This is a genomic window from Sphingomonas sp. P3_C6, assembly GCF_056402595.1.
The window spans coordinates 474,059-493,769 of sequence record NZ_JBFUHB010000001.1 but is presented as its reverse complement, the minus strand read 5'-3'; the positions used below and the strand labels follow the sequence as shown (position 1 = coordinate 493,769).

General features: G+C 64.4%; 18 protein-coding genes. 4 read left to right on the top strand and 14 right to left on the bottom strand.

Annotation, left to right across the window (positions count from 1 at the left end):
* Positions 1–50 precede the first annotated feature (50 nt).
* The 9 genes from rhuM to AC1DT7_RS02390 all read right to left on the bottom strand — a co-directional run bounded on the left by rhuM (position 51) and on the right by AC1DT7_RS02390 (position 9,655).
* A complete protein-coding gene (gene rhuM / locus AC1DT7_RS02430) occupies positions 51–1,103 on the bottom strand; it encodes a RhuM family protein (protein WP_478033961.1) in 1,053 nt (350 codons plus the stop codon).
* A 271-nt stretch (positions 1,104–1,374) separates the two neighbouring features.
* A complete protein-coding gene (locus AC1DT7_RS02425; protein ID WP_478033959.1) occupies positions 1,375–1,935 on the bottom strand; it encodes an Arm DNA-binding domain-containing protein in 561 nt (186 codons plus the stop codon).
* Between the two features lie 639 nt (positions 1,936–2,574).
* Positions 2,575–2,730 (bottom strand): hypothetical protein, encoded by a 156-nt coding sequence (locus tag AC1DT7_RS02420; RefSeq protein WP_478033958.1) that lies wholly within the window; start codon positions 2,728–2,730, stop codon positions 2,575–2,577.
* Between the two features lie 289 nt (positions 2,731–3,019).
* On the bottom strand, positions 3,020–3,781 hold the full coding sequence (locus AC1DT7_RS02415) for a GntR family transcriptional regulator (protein ID WP_478033956.1): 762 nt from the start codon (positions 3,779–3,781) through the stop codon (positions 3,020–3,022).
* A gap of 269 nt (positions 3,782–4,050) precedes the next feature.
* The gene (locus tag AC1DT7_RS02410; protein ID WP_478033954.1) at positions 4,051–5,478 is read right to left on the bottom strand and encodes an alpha/beta hydrolase family protein; all 1,428 of its coding nucleotides are present in this window, start codon (positions 5,476–5,478) and stop codon (positions 4,051–4,053) included.
* A 146-nt stretch (positions 5,479–5,624) separates the two neighbouring features.
* Positions 5,625–6,641 carry an SMP-30/gluconolactonase/LRE family protein gene (locus tag AC1DT7_RS02405; protein WP_478033953.1) on the bottom strand — a complete coding sequence of 339 codons (1,017 nt, stop codon included), beginning with the start codon at positions 6,639–6,641 and terminating at the stop codon, positions 5,625–5,627.
* 58 nt (positions 6,642–6,699) lie between these two features.
* The gene (locus AC1DT7_RS02400) at positions 6,700–7,056 is read right to left on the bottom strand and encodes a c-type cytochrome (RefSeq protein WP_478033952.1); all 357 of its coding nucleotides are present in this window, start codon (positions 7,054–7,056) and stop codon (positions 6,700–6,702) included.
* Between the two features lie 38 nt (positions 7,057–7,094).
* Complete coding sequence (locus AC1DT7_RS02395; protein WP_478033950.1) at positions 7,095–9,020, bottom strand: outer membrane protein assembly factor BamB family protein; 1,926 nt, start codon at positions 9,018–9,020, stop codon at positions 7,095–7,097.
* On the bottom strand, positions 9,017–9,655 hold the full coding sequence (locus AC1DT7_RS02390; protein WP_478033948.1) for a cupin domain-containing protein: 639 nt from the start codon (positions 9,653–9,655) through the stop codon (positions 9,017–9,019). Before AC1DT7_RS02390 ends, AC1DT7_RS02395 begins: the two co-directional genes overlap by 4 nt.
* On the opposite strand from AC1DT7_RS02390, the gene AC1DT7_RS02385 reads away from it, so the two are divergent.
* The 4 genes from AC1DT7_RS02385 (at position 9,608) to AC1DT7_RS02370 (ending at position 13,409) form a co-directional block, all read left to right on the top strand.
* Positions 9,608–10,024 (top strand): hypothetical protein, encoded by a 417-nt coding sequence (locus AC1DT7_RS02385; RefSeq protein ID WP_478033947.1) that lies wholly within the window; start codon positions 9,608–9,610, stop codon positions 10,022–10,024. The genes AC1DT7_RS02390 and AC1DT7_RS02385 overlap by 48 nt on opposite strands.
* 73 nt (positions 10,025–10,097) lie before the next feature.
* On the top strand, positions 10,098–11,411 hold the full coding sequence (locus tag AC1DT7_RS02380) for an MFS transporter (RefSeq protein ID WP_478033945.1): 1,314 nt from the start codon (positions 10,098–10,100) through the stop codon (positions 11,409–11,411).
* 31 nt (positions 11,412–11,442) lie between these two features.
* Positions 11,443–12,633, top strand: coding sequence for a CaiB/BaiF CoA transferase family protein (locus tag AC1DT7_RS02375; protein WP_478033944.1), 1,191 nt, complete (start codon positions 11,443–11,445; stop codon positions 12,631–12,633).
* Complete coding sequence (locus AC1DT7_RS02370) at positions 12,630–13,409, top strand: enoyl-CoA hydratase (RefSeq protein ID WP_478033942.1); 780 nt, start codon at positions 12,630–12,632, stop codon at positions 13,407–13,409. The genes AC1DT7_RS02375 and AC1DT7_RS02370 overlap by 4 nt, the downstream gene beginning before the upstream one ends.
* A 111-nt stretch (positions 13,410–13,520) precedes the next feature.
* Here the strand turns inward: AC1DT7_RS02370 and AC1DT7_RS02365 are convergent, their stop codons facing one another.
* The 5 genes from AC1DT7_RS02365 to AC1DT7_RS02345 all read right to left on the bottom strand — a co-directional run bounded on the left by AC1DT7_RS02365 (position 13,521) and on the right by AC1DT7_RS02345 (position 19,455).
* A complete protein-coding gene (locus AC1DT7_RS02365; RefSeq protein WP_478033941.1) occupies positions 13,521–15,008 on the bottom strand; it encodes an NAD-dependent succinate-semialdehyde dehydrogenase in 1,488 nt (495 codons plus the stop codon).
* A complete protein-coding gene (locus tag AC1DT7_RS02360; RefSeq protein WP_478033940.1) occupies positions 15,008–16,264 on the bottom strand; it encodes an iron-containing alcohol dehydrogenase in 1,257 nt (418 codons plus the stop codon). The genes AC1DT7_RS02365 and AC1DT7_RS02360 overlap by 1 nt, the downstream gene beginning before the upstream one ends.
* Positions 16,265–16,318: 54 nt before the next feature.
* Complete coding sequence (locus AC1DT7_RS02355) at positions 16,319–16,708, bottom strand: c-type cytochrome (RefSeq protein ID WP_478033938.1); 390 nt, start codon at positions 16,706–16,708, stop codon at positions 16,319–16,321.
* Between the two features lie 81 nt (positions 16,709–16,789).
* Positions 16,790–18,082, bottom strand: coding sequence for an MFS transporter (locus AC1DT7_RS02350; RefSeq protein ID WP_478033937.1), 1,293 nt, complete (start codon positions 18,080–18,082; stop codon positions 16,790–16,792).
* The gene (locus AC1DT7_RS02345; RefSeq protein WP_478033936.1) at positions 18,079–19,455 is read right to left on the bottom strand and encodes an amidohydrolase family protein; all 1,377 of its coding nucleotides are present in this window, start codon (positions 19,453–19,455) and stop codon (positions 18,079–18,081) included. The genes AC1DT7_RS02350 and AC1DT7_RS02345 overlap by 4 nt, the downstream gene beginning before the upstream one ends.
* Between the last annotated feature and the right edge of the window lie 256 nt (positions 19,456–19,711).

The following is a 19,711-nucleotide window of genomic DNA, read 5'->3' as shown; positions in this document are numbered from 1 at the left end:
GCGTCGGATATGCCTTCGTGGTTGGCGCGGCGATCACCTGACGATCGCGGCTACTTTTTAGCTCGAGGCGCCTTGGGAAGAGCGCTGGTCTGCTCCTTAAGTGCGATGATGTTCTTGTCAGCCTCCATCTGGCGCTCAGCTTTGCGAGCCGCGCTATAGATCTCATACTGACGTTCAGCGCGCCGCTTTGCATCGCTAGCCGACACGCTTCCGCCGTGGGTGAGCAAGACGCGCCCGAGAGACTGCAGTTGCTGGTCGAGGATCCGCCGCGCGTCGTCCATCATCACAAGTCGGCCCAGGTCGGCCTGGTCCTCGAAGATGTCGAGAAGTATGGTAGTGAGGCGGTTAAGCTCCTTAACCTCCGCATCCCCAAAATAGTTCTTAGAGACGGTTACGTCGTTTTTTCGAATGTTGTCATGAGGCCAGGTCGTGAGCCCCATGTTTGGCTGTCTCGCATCTGCTCTGGTTTGGAGGATCTCCGCGGGCGTGTGAGATGTGACGGCATAGACGATCTTCGCCTGCGTTTTCGTGTAAAAGTCCCGCCAAGCTTCGGATTCGCCATCATAATCCTGGCACATCGCGCATATGCTTCGCAGTTCGCGATAGACGTTTGCCTCATCCGATCGGATGTCGCGAATAATCTCGCGCAGCTCGGCAAGGCGGTCGGCATTCTCGGGTTGCTTAAGCCGCGTTGAATCGATCACGAAGCCCTTCGTCGCAAACTGAACGAGCTTGTCGGTGGCCCAGCGGCGGAAGAGGGTGCCTTGTTTGGTCGAGACGCGATAACCAACCGCAATGATCGCATCGAGGTTGTGGATCAGCGTGCGGCGGTTCACCTCACGGCCACCTTCCTCTCGAACCTGCAAGATTTCCTTGCAGGTTGCGGCCCGGTCCAGTTCGCCCTCCTCGTAAATGTTGTTGAGGTGGCTATTGACGCCTTGCCGGGTCACACCAAACAGGTCGGCAATCTGGGCTTGGGTCATCCAAAGCGAGTCCCCCTCGTACCGAATGTCGAGACGAAGCCCCTTATCCGTGCTGTAAACGAGGAACCGATCCCCAGTTTTCTCGTCCTCCTGAAGGACCACGGGTTCCATCTCAATCATCTGACGCCTTCCGAGGCCTTGGGGCGCTCACGATTCGAAGAGAGAACAATCTAGGAACGGGTCGCTTGAAGCAAGGGTTTGCAGATGCGTTGATGAGCGCCATCGGTCTAGTATGTGAGACCGATACGCAGTGTGCAAAAAGTTGCCGACCCCCTCCTTGCTTATGGGAGTCGGCATCCGTCACAATATTAGCCACCACAGGAGGATGGCATGGCGACGGGGCAGGACGCAATCGAAGGACGGCGGTTCGTCACCATGCGGTTCAAGCGCATCAAGACGTGGGGCCACGTCTATCATATTCGTCGTCACAACACGCGGGAGATGGAGTGCCGGCACGTCGAGAAGGACGCGCCGCCGCCGCAGATGCTGGTAGGCTGCCCAAGCTGCCATAGGCGTGATCCTCGAGCGACGAGAGGAACGATGCGGCATGCTTCGGCGCCCATCCCGTGGAAAGCGCCTCATGGGCAGCGATCGCCACCTCCTTGAACGTCGGGACGCGGGTGCGATCCTTGTCGCGCTCGGTGATCGGATCCCGTCCGGCCTTGGTGACCTTCGACAGCAGCGAGGCTTTCTCGCGCGCTTCAATGAGGGTCAGATGGCGCCGGGATAAAATCGGGATATCATCCCCGACCTGCTCCTCGTCATCCTTGCGCTTGGCCGGCGGCTGGAGGTTCACCGACCCAAGCCCGATGTCGCGGCGCTTGCCATCCTGCTGGACGCGCAGGAGCCAGGAGCGGGCGCCCGAGGGTTTGACGAGCAGGTAGAGCCCGTCACCATCGCCATGCCGGCCCGGCTTCGCATTCTTCACCGCCAGTGCCGTCAGCTTGCCCAAAGAATTCCCTCACTCGTTCCCACACTATTTGGCGGCTGCTGGCGAAAGTCAACGAACGAACACGGAACGGGGAAAGAGAATCTATCAGGAACGAAGAGGTAAACGGACGGCAGCGAAAACCGGCGGTCAAACAGTTATGATCCTCACGGGGCATCCACCATTTTCCTTTATATATGAACGCGCTATTGTCGGTTTTCCGGCGATGGCGTGTTGCACGCCGATTCCATGGATTTCCGCCGATTTCTGCGAGTCACGGCGAGTCCGTGCGACACGTACGCAACATGCGGCACGCGTTTGGCTTCCGCCCCTGTCGCCCCAATCGTCGTTCTATGCGGTCAAGGCTGTGCTCCGGTTGATCCCGCAGTGAAGTGTTCTAGCCGACCAGGCGGTTACTCGCTTCAGGAATGTGCCCGACTTCAGTTCGCTGGGTCTGTACGCAGCGAGCAATCCGCTGGCGAATGTCGAGTTCGGCGACAACACTATCCGCTCGTTCGACATGAGTCGGCCGGCGGACCACGTCGGAGATTTTTGCACCAATCCAGGACGCGGGCCATACGGCAACTCGACCCGGTCGACCTTTGCGGTCACGCAAAGAGCGAATGGTCGATTGCCGCCTCAGCGGCGGCGAGCCCGGCTGGATCAGTCGCGAGGATCGCGGATGATGCCCGTCAGGTCGGCGCGCACCCTGCGGCGGCTGCGCTTGTTCCGCACCCACCGCCGGCGCAGGTAGAGAAACGCCGCAACGGACGCTCCTCCGGCAAGCACGACAATAGCGAGGCCAACAATCTGCTGCATCTTCTCGACGAATCCCCCAATTCGTGTCCGCGATACCTAGGTTGCATTACAGACTTCTTGCAAGCGGCAAGTGATCCATGTGCTTGATCGCGATGAAATAAATAAATTGATTCCAAGCCCTCATTAGAATCGTGAAATCTTTTTCATGCGATTAGGCGCCGGCCGCACGCCGTCCGGTCGGCGGGTCCCCATGAACGGACCCGTCGATGGAAATCGTCATGCACGAGCATACGCTACGCGTGCACCGGGCCCGCGGCGAGGAAGAACGAAAGTGCGCGTTCCGCCTGCTTCAGGCGTCGCGGCGGGGGGCTCCGGCCGTGCGCGGCTCTGCCGAGACTCGGGCGGCGATGCGGATCGAGGCCTCTTCCATGCGGATACGCGACCGCTCCAGATGGACCCGCATCGCCGTCTCGGCCGCGGCCGGATCGCGCGCGAGCAGGGCGTGGATGATCTCGGCATGCTCCTGCGCGGCTTCCTGCGGCGCATTGGTGTTGAACAGGAAGCGGAAGATGTGGAGGTGCATGTGCAGCCGCTCGATCGTCTCGGCAATCAGATGGTTGCCGCTGCCGGTCGCGACCAGGCTGTGCAGCATCGCATCGGCCTCGGCGAAGCGGGCATAGGCGACGCCGGTCTCGGTCTTGATCCGGTCCATCTCCTCTTCCATCGCCGAGAGCTGGCGAAGCGTCTCGTCGTTCATCGATTCAGCGGCACGGGCAGCGGCATAGGGCTCGATCAGCTGGCGCAGCACGTACAGGTCGCTGACTTCGGCCGGCGTCATCTGCGCGCTGGCGTGGTAGCCGACGTTCGGCACCTTGATGACGAGCTTTTCCGCCTCGAGCCGGCTCAGCGCCTCACGGATCGGCGTTTGCGAAATACCGAGCTTGCGGGCAACGGCATCGATGCCGATGCGCGTGCCGGGCGCGATCTCCATCGAAACCAGCATCGACAGGAGATGCTCATGCGCCCAGGCGACCAGGGTCGGCACCGGCGCAGGCCGCGGCGAGCGATAGCCCGCGGGCGGGAAGGTAACGGGGGAGGCGGGGTTGTCCATGTAGGTCTCGAAATGCAACGGCGCCGTGGCGTCTATGCAACACCTATAGGATATCGGATCGTCTCGGGAAAGGATGATCGCAGCGCTGTGGTCAGCATGGACATGCCGGCGTCGCGAGGCTCGACGGTGCCAGCAGGCCGCTACGGAAACGGGGTTTATTGGCCCGGCGTGGCGGGACCACTCTTCGATCGCGGCGCGACATCCGTGGCAGGCGCCTGGAAAAATCGACCGGCGATCATGCCAGGCAACCGAGGGCCCATCCGCATTGGCTATTTCCAGTATTTGCCGGCGAACTTGATGAAATAGGGCCAATTCGGGTTAGGGGTGTGCCCCTCGATATGCTGGCGATATCCAATGTCGCCGTCGCCCAGATAGGTGAGGATCGGCGGAAAGGTGGATGTCTGCAGGCCCTTCTTGCCGAGCAACGTCCAGACCGGGCTGGCGGCGACCGACGACATGAACATGCCACGCGCATCGACCCAACCGTCGCCGGGCACGGCCGAGAGCGGAGTCATGATGAGAGCGCCACCGCCGATAAACAGCGGGCGCGGCGCGACCATCGCGATCAGTTCATGGCTGTCGACCGACATCTCGCTGGCATTGTGGCCCTGCGCGGCGAACTTCAGGAAATTGCCGGCGAACCAGTGAAATTCATTGACTGCCGCCAGGTTGGGAATGCCCTCGCCGAAATTGCGGCGATAGAGCGCAGCGCCGCCCGCACCGGAGGAACTGATGAATCCCGTGGCGAAACGCTGGTCATAAGCGAGCGCGACCAGCGCCGCCTTGCCGCCACGCGAATGGCCGAAGATCGCGATCTTCTTCGCGTCCACATCCGTGTCGGTCGCGAGATAATCCAGGCCGCGGCTGGCACCCCAGCTCCAGGCGCGGAGCACGCCCCAGTCATCGAGGCTGCGCGGCTGGCCCTTGTTGACCAGGCCGATGATGCCCCGGGTCAGCCCGGCGGCATTGTCCGCCTGGACGCTGTTGGTGTCGAGCGTGGCGAAACCCCAGTTCTGCGCCAGCAACTGCTCGCGGTAATCGGGCTCCGGCGGGAGCGCGGGCGCACCCGGCGGACGCGGGCGGGGATTGACCGAGCCGAACGACATCACGACCGGCACACCCCTGCCCTTCAATGCCGCAGCCGTGCTGACGTTCATCAGGATATCGACGGTGATTGCCGGGGCGGCCGCGTTGTCGACATGGCCGATCAGCTTCTTGGTGATGACCCGGGTCTTGCCGATCGTTTCCTCGACCGTTTCGGCAACGCGCCAGCTCACCACCGGGATATTGGCGGGAAGACGCCCATAGACCTCGCGGTCGAACAGTTCGGCGATCTCGGCACGGCGGGCGGGCCATCCGCTTGCCCTGGTGACCTTGATGCCAGCGACGGTGGTCAGCGGATCGGGCAGGTCGGGAAAGGGATTGGCCCGGGCCTCGTCGAAATTGGCGAAATCGGATTTGTTCGGATCCCGTGCCGACACGGTCGGGGCCAGCGCGGTGATACCGAGCAGCTTCATCTCGCGTGAACGTTCCGCCGCCGATTCAGCGATGATCCGGTCGCGCTCGGGGTCAGCCGGCAGGGCAGCCTGGATCGGGGCCTGCCCCGGGGGTGGGGATGCCTGGGCAGCGATGATCGCAGGGATCACCAGGGCGGTCGGGACCAGCAGGACGGCACCGGCGGAAAATCTGCCTTTCACGGTCTTCTCCTGGCCATGGCCCAGCGCCCGCCGTTACGGATGCTGCCACCCGATAATGAAAGGCGGCGGGACGGCGCCGAAGCGGCGCCCCGCCAAGGTATCCCGTGCTCGGGAGCGACGGGAGGGGGCCAGTACAGGCAGGCCGATCAGCGCTTGTAGAGCGGCGGCGTGCCGGCGACCTTGGTCCGGAGACGGTAGATGCTCGTCGAGCCGGTGAAATAGAGATCCTTGCCGTCGGCACCGCCCCAGGCGAGATTGGCGGCGACTTCGGGCAGCTTGATCTGGCCGAGCAGCTTGCCCTGCGGGCTGATGATGCGGATGCCGCCTGGGCCGGTGCTCCAGACATTGCCGGTCGCATCGACCTTCAGGCCGTCCGGGCCGCCCCGCCCCATGCTGCGATCATAGCTGAACAATATGCGCGGGTTGGACAATGCGCCGTTCTTGCCCACGTCATAGGCGCGCGTGAACATCTCCGGTCCATAGCTGTTGACGTAGAAGGTCTTGCCGTCAGGCGAGAAAGCAAGGCCGTTTGGCAGCTTCAGGTCGGTGACCATCGGTGTCAGCTTGCCGTTCGCGTAGCGATAGACGCCGGCAAATTCCTGCTCGAGCGGCGGCGAGGGCTCCATGTTCATCGGGCCGAAGGGCGGATCGGTGAACCAGAGCGCGCCGTCTTTGGCGAAGACCAGGTCGTTCGGGCTGTTGATCTTCTTGCCGTTGTACGTGCTGAGGAACGGCTTGATCGCGAGCGTCGCGTCGAGCCGCGAGAGATTGCGGCCACCCTGCTGGGCATAGATGATCGTGCCGTCCTTGTCGGTGACCATCGCGTTCGGCCCAAGCGTCTTGCCCGGCTTCGGATTGGGATAGCCGCCGGCATGATCGACCAGTAGTTCGACCTTGCCGTCCGGCGTGACCGCGCGGATCTCCTCGCCGCCGACATCGGAGAACCACAACCTTCCCTCACGCCACATCGGGCCTTCGACGAACTTGAAGCCGGTGGCGACCTTTTCGATCTGCGCGTCGGGCGCGATCAGCGCATCGAGCGCCGGATCGGCCCTGACCACTTCAGACACCGCGGGCGCGGCGGGCGGCGTCTGCGCGACCGCGGTGGTGACCACCGCAATCCCTGCGCCCATGACAAGCGCGTATTTCAGTACCGACTTCATCACTCGATCCTCTCCCGCAGGGCTTTTTTCGTCCGGTCGGGTTCACCCCCGCCGCAGGCTATTTCGCCGCGGGTTTGGCCGGCTCCGGCCCGAAATTCGTTGCCAGATATCCGACCACCATATTCATGTCGTCAGGCGTCAGATCGGCACCGCGATCGACCATCAGCTGCACCGTCGCCGCCCAGTCGTCGGCGCTGCGACGCTGGTTGAAGACGCTCGCTGTCGAATGGCAGGCGCTGCAGCGTTCGTTGATGACATTGAGGGCAGGGCCCGGCGGCGGAGTGGGAGCGGCGCTCGCCGCCGCAGGCGCGGCGGGCGCCGGAGCCGGCGGCGCGCTCTGCGCCTCCAGCCCACGAGTCGCCACGACCGCGAATGCCAGTCCCATCACACCTTGCGCTATCTTCCGTGCAGACATTTCGACCCGATACTCCAGTTACAGACTTGTTTCGGCGCTCATTTCGGAAGGGCGAACGCCAGCACCGCATCGCTCGACACCGGCGCCCCGTTGAAACCGCCAGTATCGACCGCGGCGACATATTGGCGGCCGCTCTTACCAGCATAGGTCATCGCAGAGCCATAGATCGCCGCGGGCAAGGTCGCGGTCCACAGGACTTTGCCGGTGCGGGTATCGAAGGCGCGCATCTTGTTCTCGTCGGTGCCGCCGAAGAAAGCGAGCCCGGTTGCGGTGACGATCGGTGCGCCGGAGCTCAGCCGACCGGTGTCGCGCTTGCCTTCGGGCAGGCTGTCGGTCGTGCCGAGCGGCACACGCCAGGCGATCTTGCCGCTGTTCACGTTGACCGCGACCATCTCGCCCCAGGGCGGCGGGCCGCACGGTGTGCGCGTTTCGCGATCCCAGAAATACACATAGCCGCGCGCCAGATCATAAGAGCCGTTGGCCTGCTTGGCGAGTTGCTGCGGGCTCGCCAGCGAGTTCACATTGGTGATGTACAGGCCCTGCTTGGGATCGAAGGCGCCGCCCCCATAATCGATGCCGCCCAGGCTTCCCGGGAAGAACGCGACGGCAGAGTCGGCCCGTAGCGGCTGGAACATCTTGCTGGGGACGATCTTGAAATCGCTCACCACCTTCTCGCAGCGCTGCTTGATCTCGGGCGTTATCGCGGCGATTTCCGACATGTCGAACGACAGGCGCGTGAGCGGCGGCGGCGCCGACGGCATCGGCTGGGTCGGCGACGGGACCTCGTCCGGGATATCGGTCTCGGTCGGGACCGGCACCTCCTTCACGTCATAGATCGGCTTGCCGGTCACCCTGTCGAGGATGAACATGATCGCCATCTTGCTCATCACCGCGATCGCCGGGATGGTGCGACCGCCCTTCTTGACCTCCATCAGCGTGGCAGCCGGCAGATCGACGTCCCAGATATCGTGGTGCACGACCTGGAAGTGCCAGAGATATTTTCCGTTATTGGCATCGACCGCGACGATCGAGTTGCCATAGAGATTGTCGCCCTTGCGGTCCCCGCCCCAGCGATCGAAGCTGGGCGCCGCGATCGGCAGGTAAGCAATGCCGCGCTTCCCGTCGACGACGATCTGGGTCCAGACATTGTTACCCGACCGGTTCTTCCAGCTATCGCCTGCCCAGGTGCCGAAATTGGGCTCCCCGGGCTGCGGCACGGTATGGAAGGTCCAGACCAGCTTGCCGGACCGCGCGTCCCAGGCGCGGACATCGCCGCGCGCGCCGAGCGACGGCGTTTCCTGAACCCGCGAGCCAGTGATGATCAGGTCGCCATAGATGGCCGGCGGCCCCGACATGCCATATTGCGTATTGGGGTTGCCGTTGGTGATTTCCGGCGTCTTCATGTTGACGATGCCGTTGTCGCCAAAGCCGGGCACCGGCACGCCAGTGGCGGCATCGAGCGCGATCAGCCGGCCGGAGCGCGTGCCGAACACGATTTCCGGCTTTGCGCCCTTCGCCGTCGAGCCGGGCCAATATTGCACGCCCCGGGTCGAGGCCTGGTCGCGTTCAGGCAGCGCGTAGGTCCATATCTCCTTGCCGGTATCGGCATCCAGCGCGACGACCTTGCCGTAGGGCGAGGGGAAGTACATCACGCCGTTCATCACGATCGGCGTCGCCTGCGACGAGGAGAAACGCGGCCGTGGCGGTGGTGGCGTGTTGGCCGGCGCGTTCGGCATCGGCGGGAAGGCCGGCGCGACGAAACCGGCCGGCTTCATGTTATAGGTCCAGGCGACCGTGAGCTTGTCCACATTCTGTGGCGTGATCTGGGTCAGCGGCGAATAGCGGCCCGCCCCCTGATCATTGCCATAGCTCGGCCAGTCCTTGCCGGCCGGCGCAGCACTGATGGGAGCGGAGATGGAGGCGGCGATCGTCGCGGCGCCCGCGAGCAGCAGGGCGATCCTCAACGGGCGCCCCTCGGACGAGCAGCCTGCGCCGCCATGTAGGACGTCTTGGACGCGAGGTCCTTCGCTACACCAATCACCATCATATCCAGCGGAACCGCTCCTGTTGATTTTATGGATCGCGACTGACCGACCTCGACGGGAATGACATCACCGGTATGAATGGCCGCTGTCTCGGCGCCCACCGTCACGTCACCGTCGCCCGCAATCACGAGATAGACTTCGCTCATTCCCTCGATCGCCCGTGTGCCGACCGACGCCCCCTGGGGGATGCGGAGATGATCGACATAGGACCAAGGCGTCGAAAAGACATTGGGTTCGAACGCACGGCGATATTGTACGGTCCCGGTGCCGCCATCCATCGCCGCGACGGACCGCAACAGCGCCGGATCGAACCGCGCCGAGATGAATTGCGGGATCGGATCCAGCGTGACGTTGGTGCGCGGATCGCCCAGGTTGAAGGCGTCGTAGGTCTTGGTCAGCCCAACATTGATATTGACCCACTGCAAAGGCTTGTCAGTGGGGTTGTAGATGCCGTGCGCCTGACCCATCCGGTCGGGCACTGCGGCCGGGCCCTTGATGAGCGAGGTATGGCCGTTGATCGTGAACTGCGCCTCACCGTCGAGGATGACGAACATTTCTTCGCAATTATTGTGGAAATGCTCGCCGATGCCGCTTTTCGGCGCGATCACGCCGCGATGGACGAACAGAAGGTTGGTGCTGAGGGCATCGGTGCCGAAGATCTGGCCGAATTCCATGGAACCGGCGCCATCATGAACCGCTGCGGCATGCCGGTATTTTGTCGGGTCGGTGTGGCCGATCCGGTCGGCCAGGGCCTTGGCCGGCCGGGCGGGGGCGGATTGCCCGTGCGCCGCCACGGCAATAAACATCGGCGCGATCATCGCGCACGCCAACAGATGCTTCCTCAACCTAATATCTCCCCTCGACCATTGTCGGTGTTTACCCGGCCCGGCTCAGACGTTGTTCTTTGTTTCGACCGATGCTAGCAGGCTGGAATATCATATACAATATGATCCTGCGGCGAACGCACGGCAGGACGTCCAGCAAAAGGGGAGTGACATGACAGCCACGATGGGACGCTCGCGGGTGCGGGTCTTACTGATTTTCATGCTGTTCCTGTTGAGCGCCGTCGCGTTCCTGGACCGGACCAACATCTCCGTTGCCGGCGTACAGATGCGCCAGGAATATGGCATCGACCAGATCCACCTGGGCTGGGTCTTCAGTGCGTTCCTGATCGGCTATGCGGCATTTCAGGTTCCTGCGGGATGGCTCGCGTGGCGCTATGGCCCGCGCAAGGTCCTGACCATCGGCATCATCTGGTGGGGCCTGCTGAGCATCGCCACGGCGCTCGTCACGCCGACCGGAGCGCATGCGCTGACTCTCCTCGTCATCGTCCGCTTCCTTCTCGGCGCGGGCGAGGCGATCATGTATCCTGCCGGCAACCAGTTCATCTCGCGCTGGATCCCCGTACAGGAGCGCGGCAAGGCCAATGGCTGGATCTTCGCCGGCGTCGGCGCCGGCTCGGCGCTCAGCCCGCCCCTGATCACCATGGTCATCGCCGGCCATGGCTGGCGCGCTTCCTTCTACGCCTGCGCGATCATCGGCTTCATCGCGGCGCTCGTCTGGTTCTTCCTCGCCCGTGACAAGCCGGAAGACCACCCCAGGGTGTCCGCCAGCGAACTCGCCCATATCCGCGCAGGGCTCGCCTCGCCGAACGCGCCCGCCACCAAGCTCCCCTGGGGCGCGATCCTGTCCAGCCGCAACGTATGGGCCCTGTTCGTCAGCTATTTCTGCTTCGGCTATGTCGTGTGGATCTTCTTCAGCTGGTTCTTCATCTATCTGGCCGAGGCCCGTCACGTCGATCTGAAGGCAAGCGCCTTCTACTCGATGCTGCCGCCGCTGATGATGATGGTCGGCTGCCTGTCCGGCGGCTGGATCAGCGACCGCGTGACCGCGACGCGCGGCCTGTATGCCGGCCGGTCGGTCCTCGCCATGATCTCGTTCGCCCTCACGGCGATCTTCCTGGTACTGGGCGCGATGACCCAGAGCACCGGCCTTGCCGTTGTCGTCCTGGCAGGCGGTGCCGGCGCAATGTATCTTTCCCAGAGTTCCTTCTGGTCGGTCAGCGCCGACATCGCGGGCCCGCACACCGGCGTGGTCGCCGGTTTCATGAACATGGGATGCCAGATCGGCGGCGCCCTCACGGCGTCGCTCACGCCCTGGATTGCCGCCCAATATGGCTGGGTCGCCGCATTCGGCGTCGCGGGCGCCCTGGCCGTCCTGGGCTGCGCGGTGTGGTATCTGGTAAACCCCAACCAACAACTCGTCCCAGGCGCGCCAGAGGCGGCCGACGGGATCGAGGCGATCGCCTGAACCGTCACTAGAAGTAGAATAAGGAATCGATATGACCACGCTGCCGCTCTCGGGGATCCGGGTGCTCGATATCACCCAGGTCATGGCAGGCCCGTTCTGCTGCATGATGCTGGGTGACATGGGCGCCGACGTGATCAAGATCGAACCGCCGAAGACGGGCGATTCGACGCGGCATTCGATGGGCTTCCGCCTGAAGGGTGAGGACAGCCCCGGCTTCCTCGCGCTCAACCGCAACAAGCGCAGCATCACGCTCGACCTGAAGAACGAAGCCGACCGCGAGGTGCTCTACGCCCTGGTCAAGACCGCCGACGTGGTGGTCGAGAATGCCCGGCCCGGCGTCGCCGCCCGGCTCGGCATGGGCTATGAGACGCTGAGCGCGATCAACCCCCGCCTCGTCTATGCCAGCATCTCCGGCTTCGGCCAGACCGGCCCCTGGGCGCAGCGCCCCGGCTTCGACCTGATCGCCCAGGCAATGTCGGGCGTGCTCAGCTCGAACGGCTTCCCCGGCATGGAACCGGCCAAGAACTCGATCGCCGTCGCCGATCTCGGTGCCGGCCTGTTCTGCACCTATGGCATCCTGAGCGCGATCATCGGCCGCGAAAAGACCGGCGTCGGCCAGTATATCGACGCCTCCTTGCTCGAAGCGGCGATGGGCCTGTCGATCTGGGAGACGACCGAGCTCTGGGGCACCGGCAAGTCGCCCCAGCCGATCGGTTCCGCCAACCGCATGTCCGGCCCCTATCAGGCGGTGCTGGCCAAGGACGGCTGGTTCGTCATCGGCGCCGCCAACCAGGGCCTGTGGCTGACCTTCCTCAAGATCCTCGGTCGTGAAGAGCTGCAGGATGTGCCCGAATATTCGACCAACGCGGCGCGCGTCGCCAACCGGATCGAGCTGATCACCGAGCTCGCACCGACCTTCCTCACCCGCACCAAGCAGGAATGGATCGACGCCCTGCTCGGCGCCGGCGTGCCCGCCGCGCCGATCCTCGATTACGAGCAGGCCATGGCCAGCGAGCAGGCGCTCGCCCGCAACATGGTGATGGAGGTCGCTCACCCGGTCGAAGGCACCTTCAAATCGCTCGGCTTCCCGGTGAAGATGATGGGCACGCCGCAGGAAGTCCGCCTGCCCCCGCCGCTGATCAACGAGCATGGCGACGAGATCCGCCGCGAACTGCGCGAGCGCGGCCTGCTGCCGGAAGCGCCGGTGGACGCAGCGGAATGAGCGGCCAGACCATCCTCGAGCGCGACGGCGCGATCGCCCGCGTCCGGTTCGACAACGTCCCCGCCCACAACGCGCTGACTCACCAGATGTGGGTCGACCTGCACGACATCTGCGTGCAGCTCGCCAATGACCCGACAGTGCGTGTCGTTACCTTCCGCGGCACCGGCGGCAAGGCGTTCATCTCGGGCACCGACATCTCCGGCTTCGCCCATTTCGACAAGGGCCAGGACGGCGTCGATTACGAGAACGAGATCGACATCTTCATGCGCTCGATCGACAAGATCCCCGCCACGACGATCGCGATCGTCGAGGGCTGGGCGGTCGGCGGCGGCATCAACATCTCGTCCGCCTGCGATTTTCGCATCGCGACGCCCAATGCGAAGTTCGGCTCGCCGATCGGCCGCACCATCGGCAACTGCCTGTCGAGCAGCAGCTATGCCCGCGTCGGCGGCGCGGTGGGCGTCCAGATCGCCAAGCGCATGGTCCTGCTGGGCGAGATGATCACCGCACAGGAACTGCTCGACAGCGGTTTCCTCTACAAGATGGTGGAGCCCGACGAACTCGACGCAGCCGTCGAGGCCCTCGTGCAGCGCGCGGCGGAGAACGCCCCGCTGACCACGCGCACGACCAAGGAGGCGATCCGCCGGATGACCTTCGACAATCTGCCCGACATCCAGGACCTGATCGCCAACGTTTATGGCAGCAACGACTTCCGTCGTGGCGTGCACGACTTCCTGGCCAAGACCAAGAAGACCCCGATCTGGTCGGGAGATTGACCTGACCGCCGCCATGCTGGACTCGTTCCGGCATGGCGGTTGAATTGAAGTCCGGACAAACAAAGACGGCCGCCCCCTTTCGGGAGCGGCCGTTTTGCCGTGTGCCAGCCTTTACCAGCTGACGGCGATGTACTTGGCTTCGGTATATTCGTGCAGGCCGTGATGCGAGCCCTCGCGGCCGAGGCCGCTCTGCTTGACGCCGCCGAACGGCGCCGCAGCATCCGACACAAGGCCGCGGTTGAGCGCGACCATGCCGGCCTCGATCCGCTCCGAAATGGCGAGGCCCTTCTTCAGGTCACCCGTGAAGACATAGGCGGCCAGGCCGAACTCGGTCGCATTGGCGAGGCGGATGGCATCCTCCACGTCGTCGAACACGGTGATCGGCGCCACAGGGCCGAACACTTCAGTCGTGAGGATCTCGGAATCCGCATGGATGTCGGCGATCACCGTCGGCGGGTAGAAGAAGCCGTCGCCCGTCGGGGTCTCGCCGCCGATCAGGACGCGCGCGCCCTTCGCCTTGGCATCGGCAACCAGGGTCTCGATCTTGTCGATCGCTTCCTGGTTGATCATCGCGCCGCACTCGGTCGCGGCTTCATAGCCCGGACCGACCTTCAGCGCGCCCATGCGCTCGACCAGCTTCTGGGTGAACGCCTCATAGATGCCGCGCTGCACATAGAAGCGGTTCGCCGCGGTGCAGGCCTCGCCGGCGTTGCGCATCTTGGCGACCATCGCGCCTTCGATCGCCGCATCGAGATCGGCATCGTCGAGCACCAGGAACGGTGCATTGCCGCCCAGCTCCATCGAGGCGCTGAGCACCTGGTCCGCGCATTCGCGCAGCAGGATGCGGCCAACCTCGGTCGACCCGGTGAAGCTGAGCTTGCGCACGCGCGGATCGTGCAGCATCGCGCGGCACACGCCGGGCGCATCGCTGGTGTTGATCACATTGACGACACCGGCGGGCACGCCCGCGTCGAGCATGATCTGCGCGACGGCGAGCGCGGTCAGCGGGGTTTCCGCCGCCGGCTTCAGGATGACGGTGCAGCCCGCGGCCAGCGCCGGGGCGATCTTGCGGGTCGCCATCGCCGCCGGGAAATTCCAGGGCGTGATCAGCAGCGAGATGCCGATCGGCTGATACTGGACCATGATGCGGTTGCTGCCGGCCGGCGAGATCGACAGCTCGCCGTTGATGCGCACGGCTTCCTCGGCATACCAGCGGAAGAATTCGGCGGCATAGCCGACTTCGCCGCGCGCGTCGGGCAGCGACTTGCCATTCTCCAGGCTGATCAGCTGGGCGAGCCATTCGGCGTTCGCCATCATCTTTTCCCAGCATGCCATCAGGATCGTGGCGCGGGCGCGGGGCGCGGTGGCGGCCCAGGCGGCAGCGGCTGCCTCGGCGGCGTCGACACAGGCAAGGCCGTCTTCGATCGTGCCGTCGGCAATCGCGGTCAGCACGGCGCCAGTCGACGGATTGACCACGTCGATCCGGGCCTTTTCACGGCCCTCGACCCAGGAATCGCCGATCAGCAGATCGGTCGGAATGGCGAAGGGCGCCTGGTGCTCACCAGCGGCGGGGGCTGCGTAGGTATTGAGGGATGCCATCATACTGCCTTTTGGAGGTTCTGATTCACGCGATCGAGCAGCATCGAACGGTCGCCGGCATAGGCGGCCGCCGTGATGCTCCGCATCGCGTCGAGATCGAGGGGACGGGGATTGTTCTTGACGAGGCGTTGCGCCTTCAGGCCATTCTCCGCGACATATTCCTGCATGTCTTCGGCCAGGCCGAGCTGCTTGAGGGAAGTGGGAATACCGACCGAGGCGAACAAGTCCGCGACACCATCGATGAAGAGCTGCGACAGCACGTCCTCGTCGTCGCCCGGCGAGCCCAGGCCGACTACGCGGGCCAGTTCGGCAAAGGCCGGCACCGCCGCGGGACGGTTGAACTGCATGACATAGGGCAGCAGCGCTGCGACACCATCGCCATGCGCGGTATGGGTCAGGTTGCCGACCGGATATTGCAGGGCGTGCGCCGCTGCCGTGCCCGCCACACCGAAGGCGCAGCCGGCGGCCAGTGAGCCGAGCATCAGCTGCTCGCGCGCGACCATGTCGCTGCCATCGTCATAGGCCGCCTTCAGGCTGTCCCACACGCTCTTCACCGCCAGCTTGGCGAAATGGTCCGACAGCACGTTCTTGCCGACGAACACATGCTCCTGGGTGAGCATCGCATCGATCGGACGGGCGAGCGCCGTGAAGGCCTCGACCGCATGGGTCATCGCGTCGGAACCCGAACAGGCGGTCAGCCCCTTCGGGCAGGTGACGGTCAGTTCCGGATCGCAGATCGCTGCCGCCGGGATCAGATAGGGGCTGGCGATGCCAACCTTCGCGCCGAGCGCATTGTCCGAGACGACGGCGACCGGGGTCACTTCCGAGCCGGTGCCCGAGGTCGTCGGCACGGCGACCAGCGGCAGGACCGGGCCGGGCACTTTGAACTCGCCATAATAGTCGCTGATGTTGCCGCCATGCGCGAGCAGCACGGTGACTACCTTGGCCAGATCCATGCAGCTGCCGCCGCCGATGCCGAGCACCACATCCGCGGTGAAGTCGCGGACCTGTTCGACACATTCGAGGATCGACTCGACCGGCAGGTCGGGCTGGGTCTGGTCATAGACACGGGTCTCGACCCCGGCCTCTTCGAGGTCGGCGAGCATCGCCTTGAACATCGGATCGGCGCCGAGACGGGCGTCGGTGCAGATCAAGGCGCGCTTGCCGAACGAGGCGGTCACCTTGCCGATGGCGCGGCGCTGACCGACGCCGAACAGGACCGAGCGGGGAAGACGCATGGCGCCGAAAATATTCATTATATGCCTGCCGAACGAGAGAGTGAGGGGATACGCATGTCGTGAGTCCTGGAGTTACTTCTTGGCGCTGTTCTGCTTGAGATAGGCGATCACGTCCGCCTGATCCTGCGGCTTGGGGAGGCCGATAAAGATCATCTTGGTGCCTGGGACCGCCTGGCGGGGCCCGGCGAGGAAGCGGGCGAGGTTCTTGTCGTTCCAGACCAGCCCCGACGTCTTCATCGCAGGCGAGTAATTGAAGCCGGCAACCATCGCCGCCTTGCGGCCGGCGATGCCGCGCAGATTGGGCCCAAGGCCGTTCTTACCTGTCGGATCGACGCTGTGGCACGAAGCGCACTTCTTGAAGATGACGGCACCGTTCGCGGCATCCCCCGGTGGTGCGGCGGAAATGGCGGTCGCCGCGCCGCCCACAATGACTAACGTTGTCAGACCTGCAAGATACTTCATTTCGCCCTCCCTGAGGACAGGAACCCCTGCCCCGGACTCGTTTTCATGGCTGTCGACGCGCCCCGCATAGCCCTGCTCCGCTCACTCATGCGCGGGTTCGGGGATGAGCTGGCGCGACGCATCGATCGTGAACATCAGCAGCGCGGCGATGCCGCAAAGGACAGCCAGCACGGCGAACGCCGCACCCCAGCCGCTTGCCTTTAGGATATAGCCTGTCGCCGCTGCAGCGACGGTGCCGCCGAGATTGCCCACGGTGTTCATCACCGCCGACACCGATCCGGCGAACTCGCCGCCGATATCGAGCGTGACCGCCCAGGATACGCCCACGGTCAACTCGAGGCCGAACAAGGCGAGGCAAAAGCAGGCGATGCTGACGACATGATTGTCCGACGCCACGGCGAGCGGGATCATGGTGCCGGCGATCACGAAACCGATCACCGAGACCCACCGCCGGGCAAAGCGCAGGCCACGCCCCTGCTTGACCAGATGATCCGAAACCCAGCCGCCGGCGAGATCGCCGAGCACGCCCGCCATAAGCGGCATGCTGGCAAACAGCCCCATCATCGCGATGTCATAGCCCCGAGCGTCGTGAAGATAGGTCGGAAACCAAGTCAGGAAGATGTTGATGCAATAAGCGTAGCAGAAGTACATCGCCGATAGCAGCCAGAGCTGAGGCCGCGCGAGCAGCTTGGCCCAGGGAACCGACGCCTTCGCCCGGCCCGCACCCAGCGATCCTTCGATCATCTGCCGCTCGGCTTCATTGACCGAGGCATGTTCCCGTGGGCTGTCGCGATAATACCAGAACCAGAACAGCGCCCAGGCCACGCCAACGACGGCAAACAAAACGAAAGGAATCCGCCAGCCGAAATCTACGATCAGAAGCGCCACGAAGAACGGGGTCACCGCACCGCCCAGGCGCGCGCCGGCATGAGTCAGGCCCTGCGCCCATCCGCGCTCCGACGGCAGCATCCAGCGCGAGAGCGACCGGGTCGCGATCGGGAACGCGCCCGCTTCGCCCATGCCGAACAGGAACCGGCAGACGATCATCGATCCCGCCGACCAGGTCAGGGCCGTGGCGGCGGTGAAGGTCGACCACCAGAGCACGACACCGGTCAGCGCGCGGCGCGGACCGAACCGGTCGCCTAGCCACCCACCGGGAATCTGGAAACAGGCATAGGCGATCTGGAAGGCTGCAAAAATCCAGCCCTTGGTCACGTCGTCGAATCCGAATTCCTTCTGGATCGACGGCGCCGCGGTCGAGATGACGACGCGGTCCATATAGGTAATCAGATAGGCGAGCACCGTCAGCCACAGCACTTTGTGGCGGACAAGCGTGGGCCGGGGGGCCCGCACGCCCGAGTTGGCCTCAGTCACTTGGGTCCGCCGGTGCAGGCATCGGCGGCGCGGCCGGTGCAGGTCTGCCAGATCGTCGGAACCTGCTCACCCGCGAGATAGACGCTGTCGATCGCGCGCGTGTTGCGGATGTCGGCCGTCGGATCCTTATCGAGCACGAGCAGGTCGGCAGCCTTGTTCGGCGCGATCGTGCCGACATTGGTGGCGCCCATGAACGTCGCGTTGCTGCTGGTCGCCGCCGTCAGCGCCTGGAGCGGCGTGATGCCCGACTTGACCATCAGCTCGAGCTCCCAATGCGCAAAATAGCCGGGAAAACGTGCCGAAGGGCCGCTATCGGTGCCCATGCCGTAGGGAATGCCGGCCTTTGCCTCGCGTCCGAAATTCTCCATCGCGGTCGTCAGGGCCGCCGGATATTGCGCGAAATGGGCGCCGGCCTTGAGCCGCTGGCGGCGCTCGGGATTCTTCAGATCGCTGATCACCGACGGACTCACGCCCCGCGCGAAGAAGGGATCGTCCACGAACGGCAGAAGGTCATAGGTGAAGCTCGCTTCGCGGCTGAGCGTCGCGGCAATCTGCCACACGCCCTTCGCCTTCATCGCACTCAGCAGCGGGGCATCGACCGCCTTGTCGCGAACCGAATGCGCAAAGCCGTTGACGCCCTCGCGGGTCAGTTCCTTGGCGTTGTCGTAATAGAAGATATGGGCGACGGCCTTCTTGCCGTCCTTGTGCGCCTCGGCGATGACGGCGCTGCTGATCGCCGGGGGCATGCGCTCGGCGATGTCGCCGAACTCGTCGTCGACCCACAGCTTGATGAAGTCAGCGCCCTTGGCGACTTCACGATCGACCATCGCCGTCGCTTCGGCCGGCGTCGCGACCTGAGCAGGCAGCCCGGCGACACCGCCATAGGAGCCCTTGAACACCACACCACGCCCGGCCGTCCAGACGCGGGCGCGCCCCGCCGGATTTGCGCGGACGTCGCGCACGATGTCGTGGATCTCGTCCTTGTCGGTACCGAGCACCTGGACCGAGGTGACGCCATATGCCGCATAGAGCTTCAGCTGCTGCTCGACATTCTCGCGCGTATAATATTTCAGGTCCTGGGTGATGCCATCGACCAGGCCGAGATGGACGTGGCTGTCGATGATGCCGGGCATGACGAACTTGCCGGTCAGGTCCTGGACCTGGACGCCGGCGGGCGCCTTGAGCCGCGCGGCCGGGCCGACCCAGCTGATCTTGCCGTCGGTGATGATCAGTGCCGCATTCTTGACCGGAGCGCGACCGGTGCCGTCGATCAGCGTGAAGTGCGACAGGGCCACGGTCTTCGCCATGGCAGGCGCAGCCGTCAGCGCCCCCGCCATCAGCGCCGCTACGGTCATGAATTTGCAGGCACGCATACGATCCGCTCCGTTTTTTCCGTGGACGTTGTTCGTCCGCTTCATTGTTTTCGTGGGCGTCACCAGCTCGCACCCAGCCGAAAGGCAGGATCGGCGGTAATCGCAAGAACCGCTCCGGGGCGGCCATCGCTGCGCATCGGCGCGATCAGGGCGCGCAGGCGGTAAATTCGAAAGGGAAGAGTATTCGCATGCGCCGCCACCAAGGTGCGCGGGTGGCTCGCCCGGGCCTGGCCGGGTCTGGAATATCGTTTCGCGG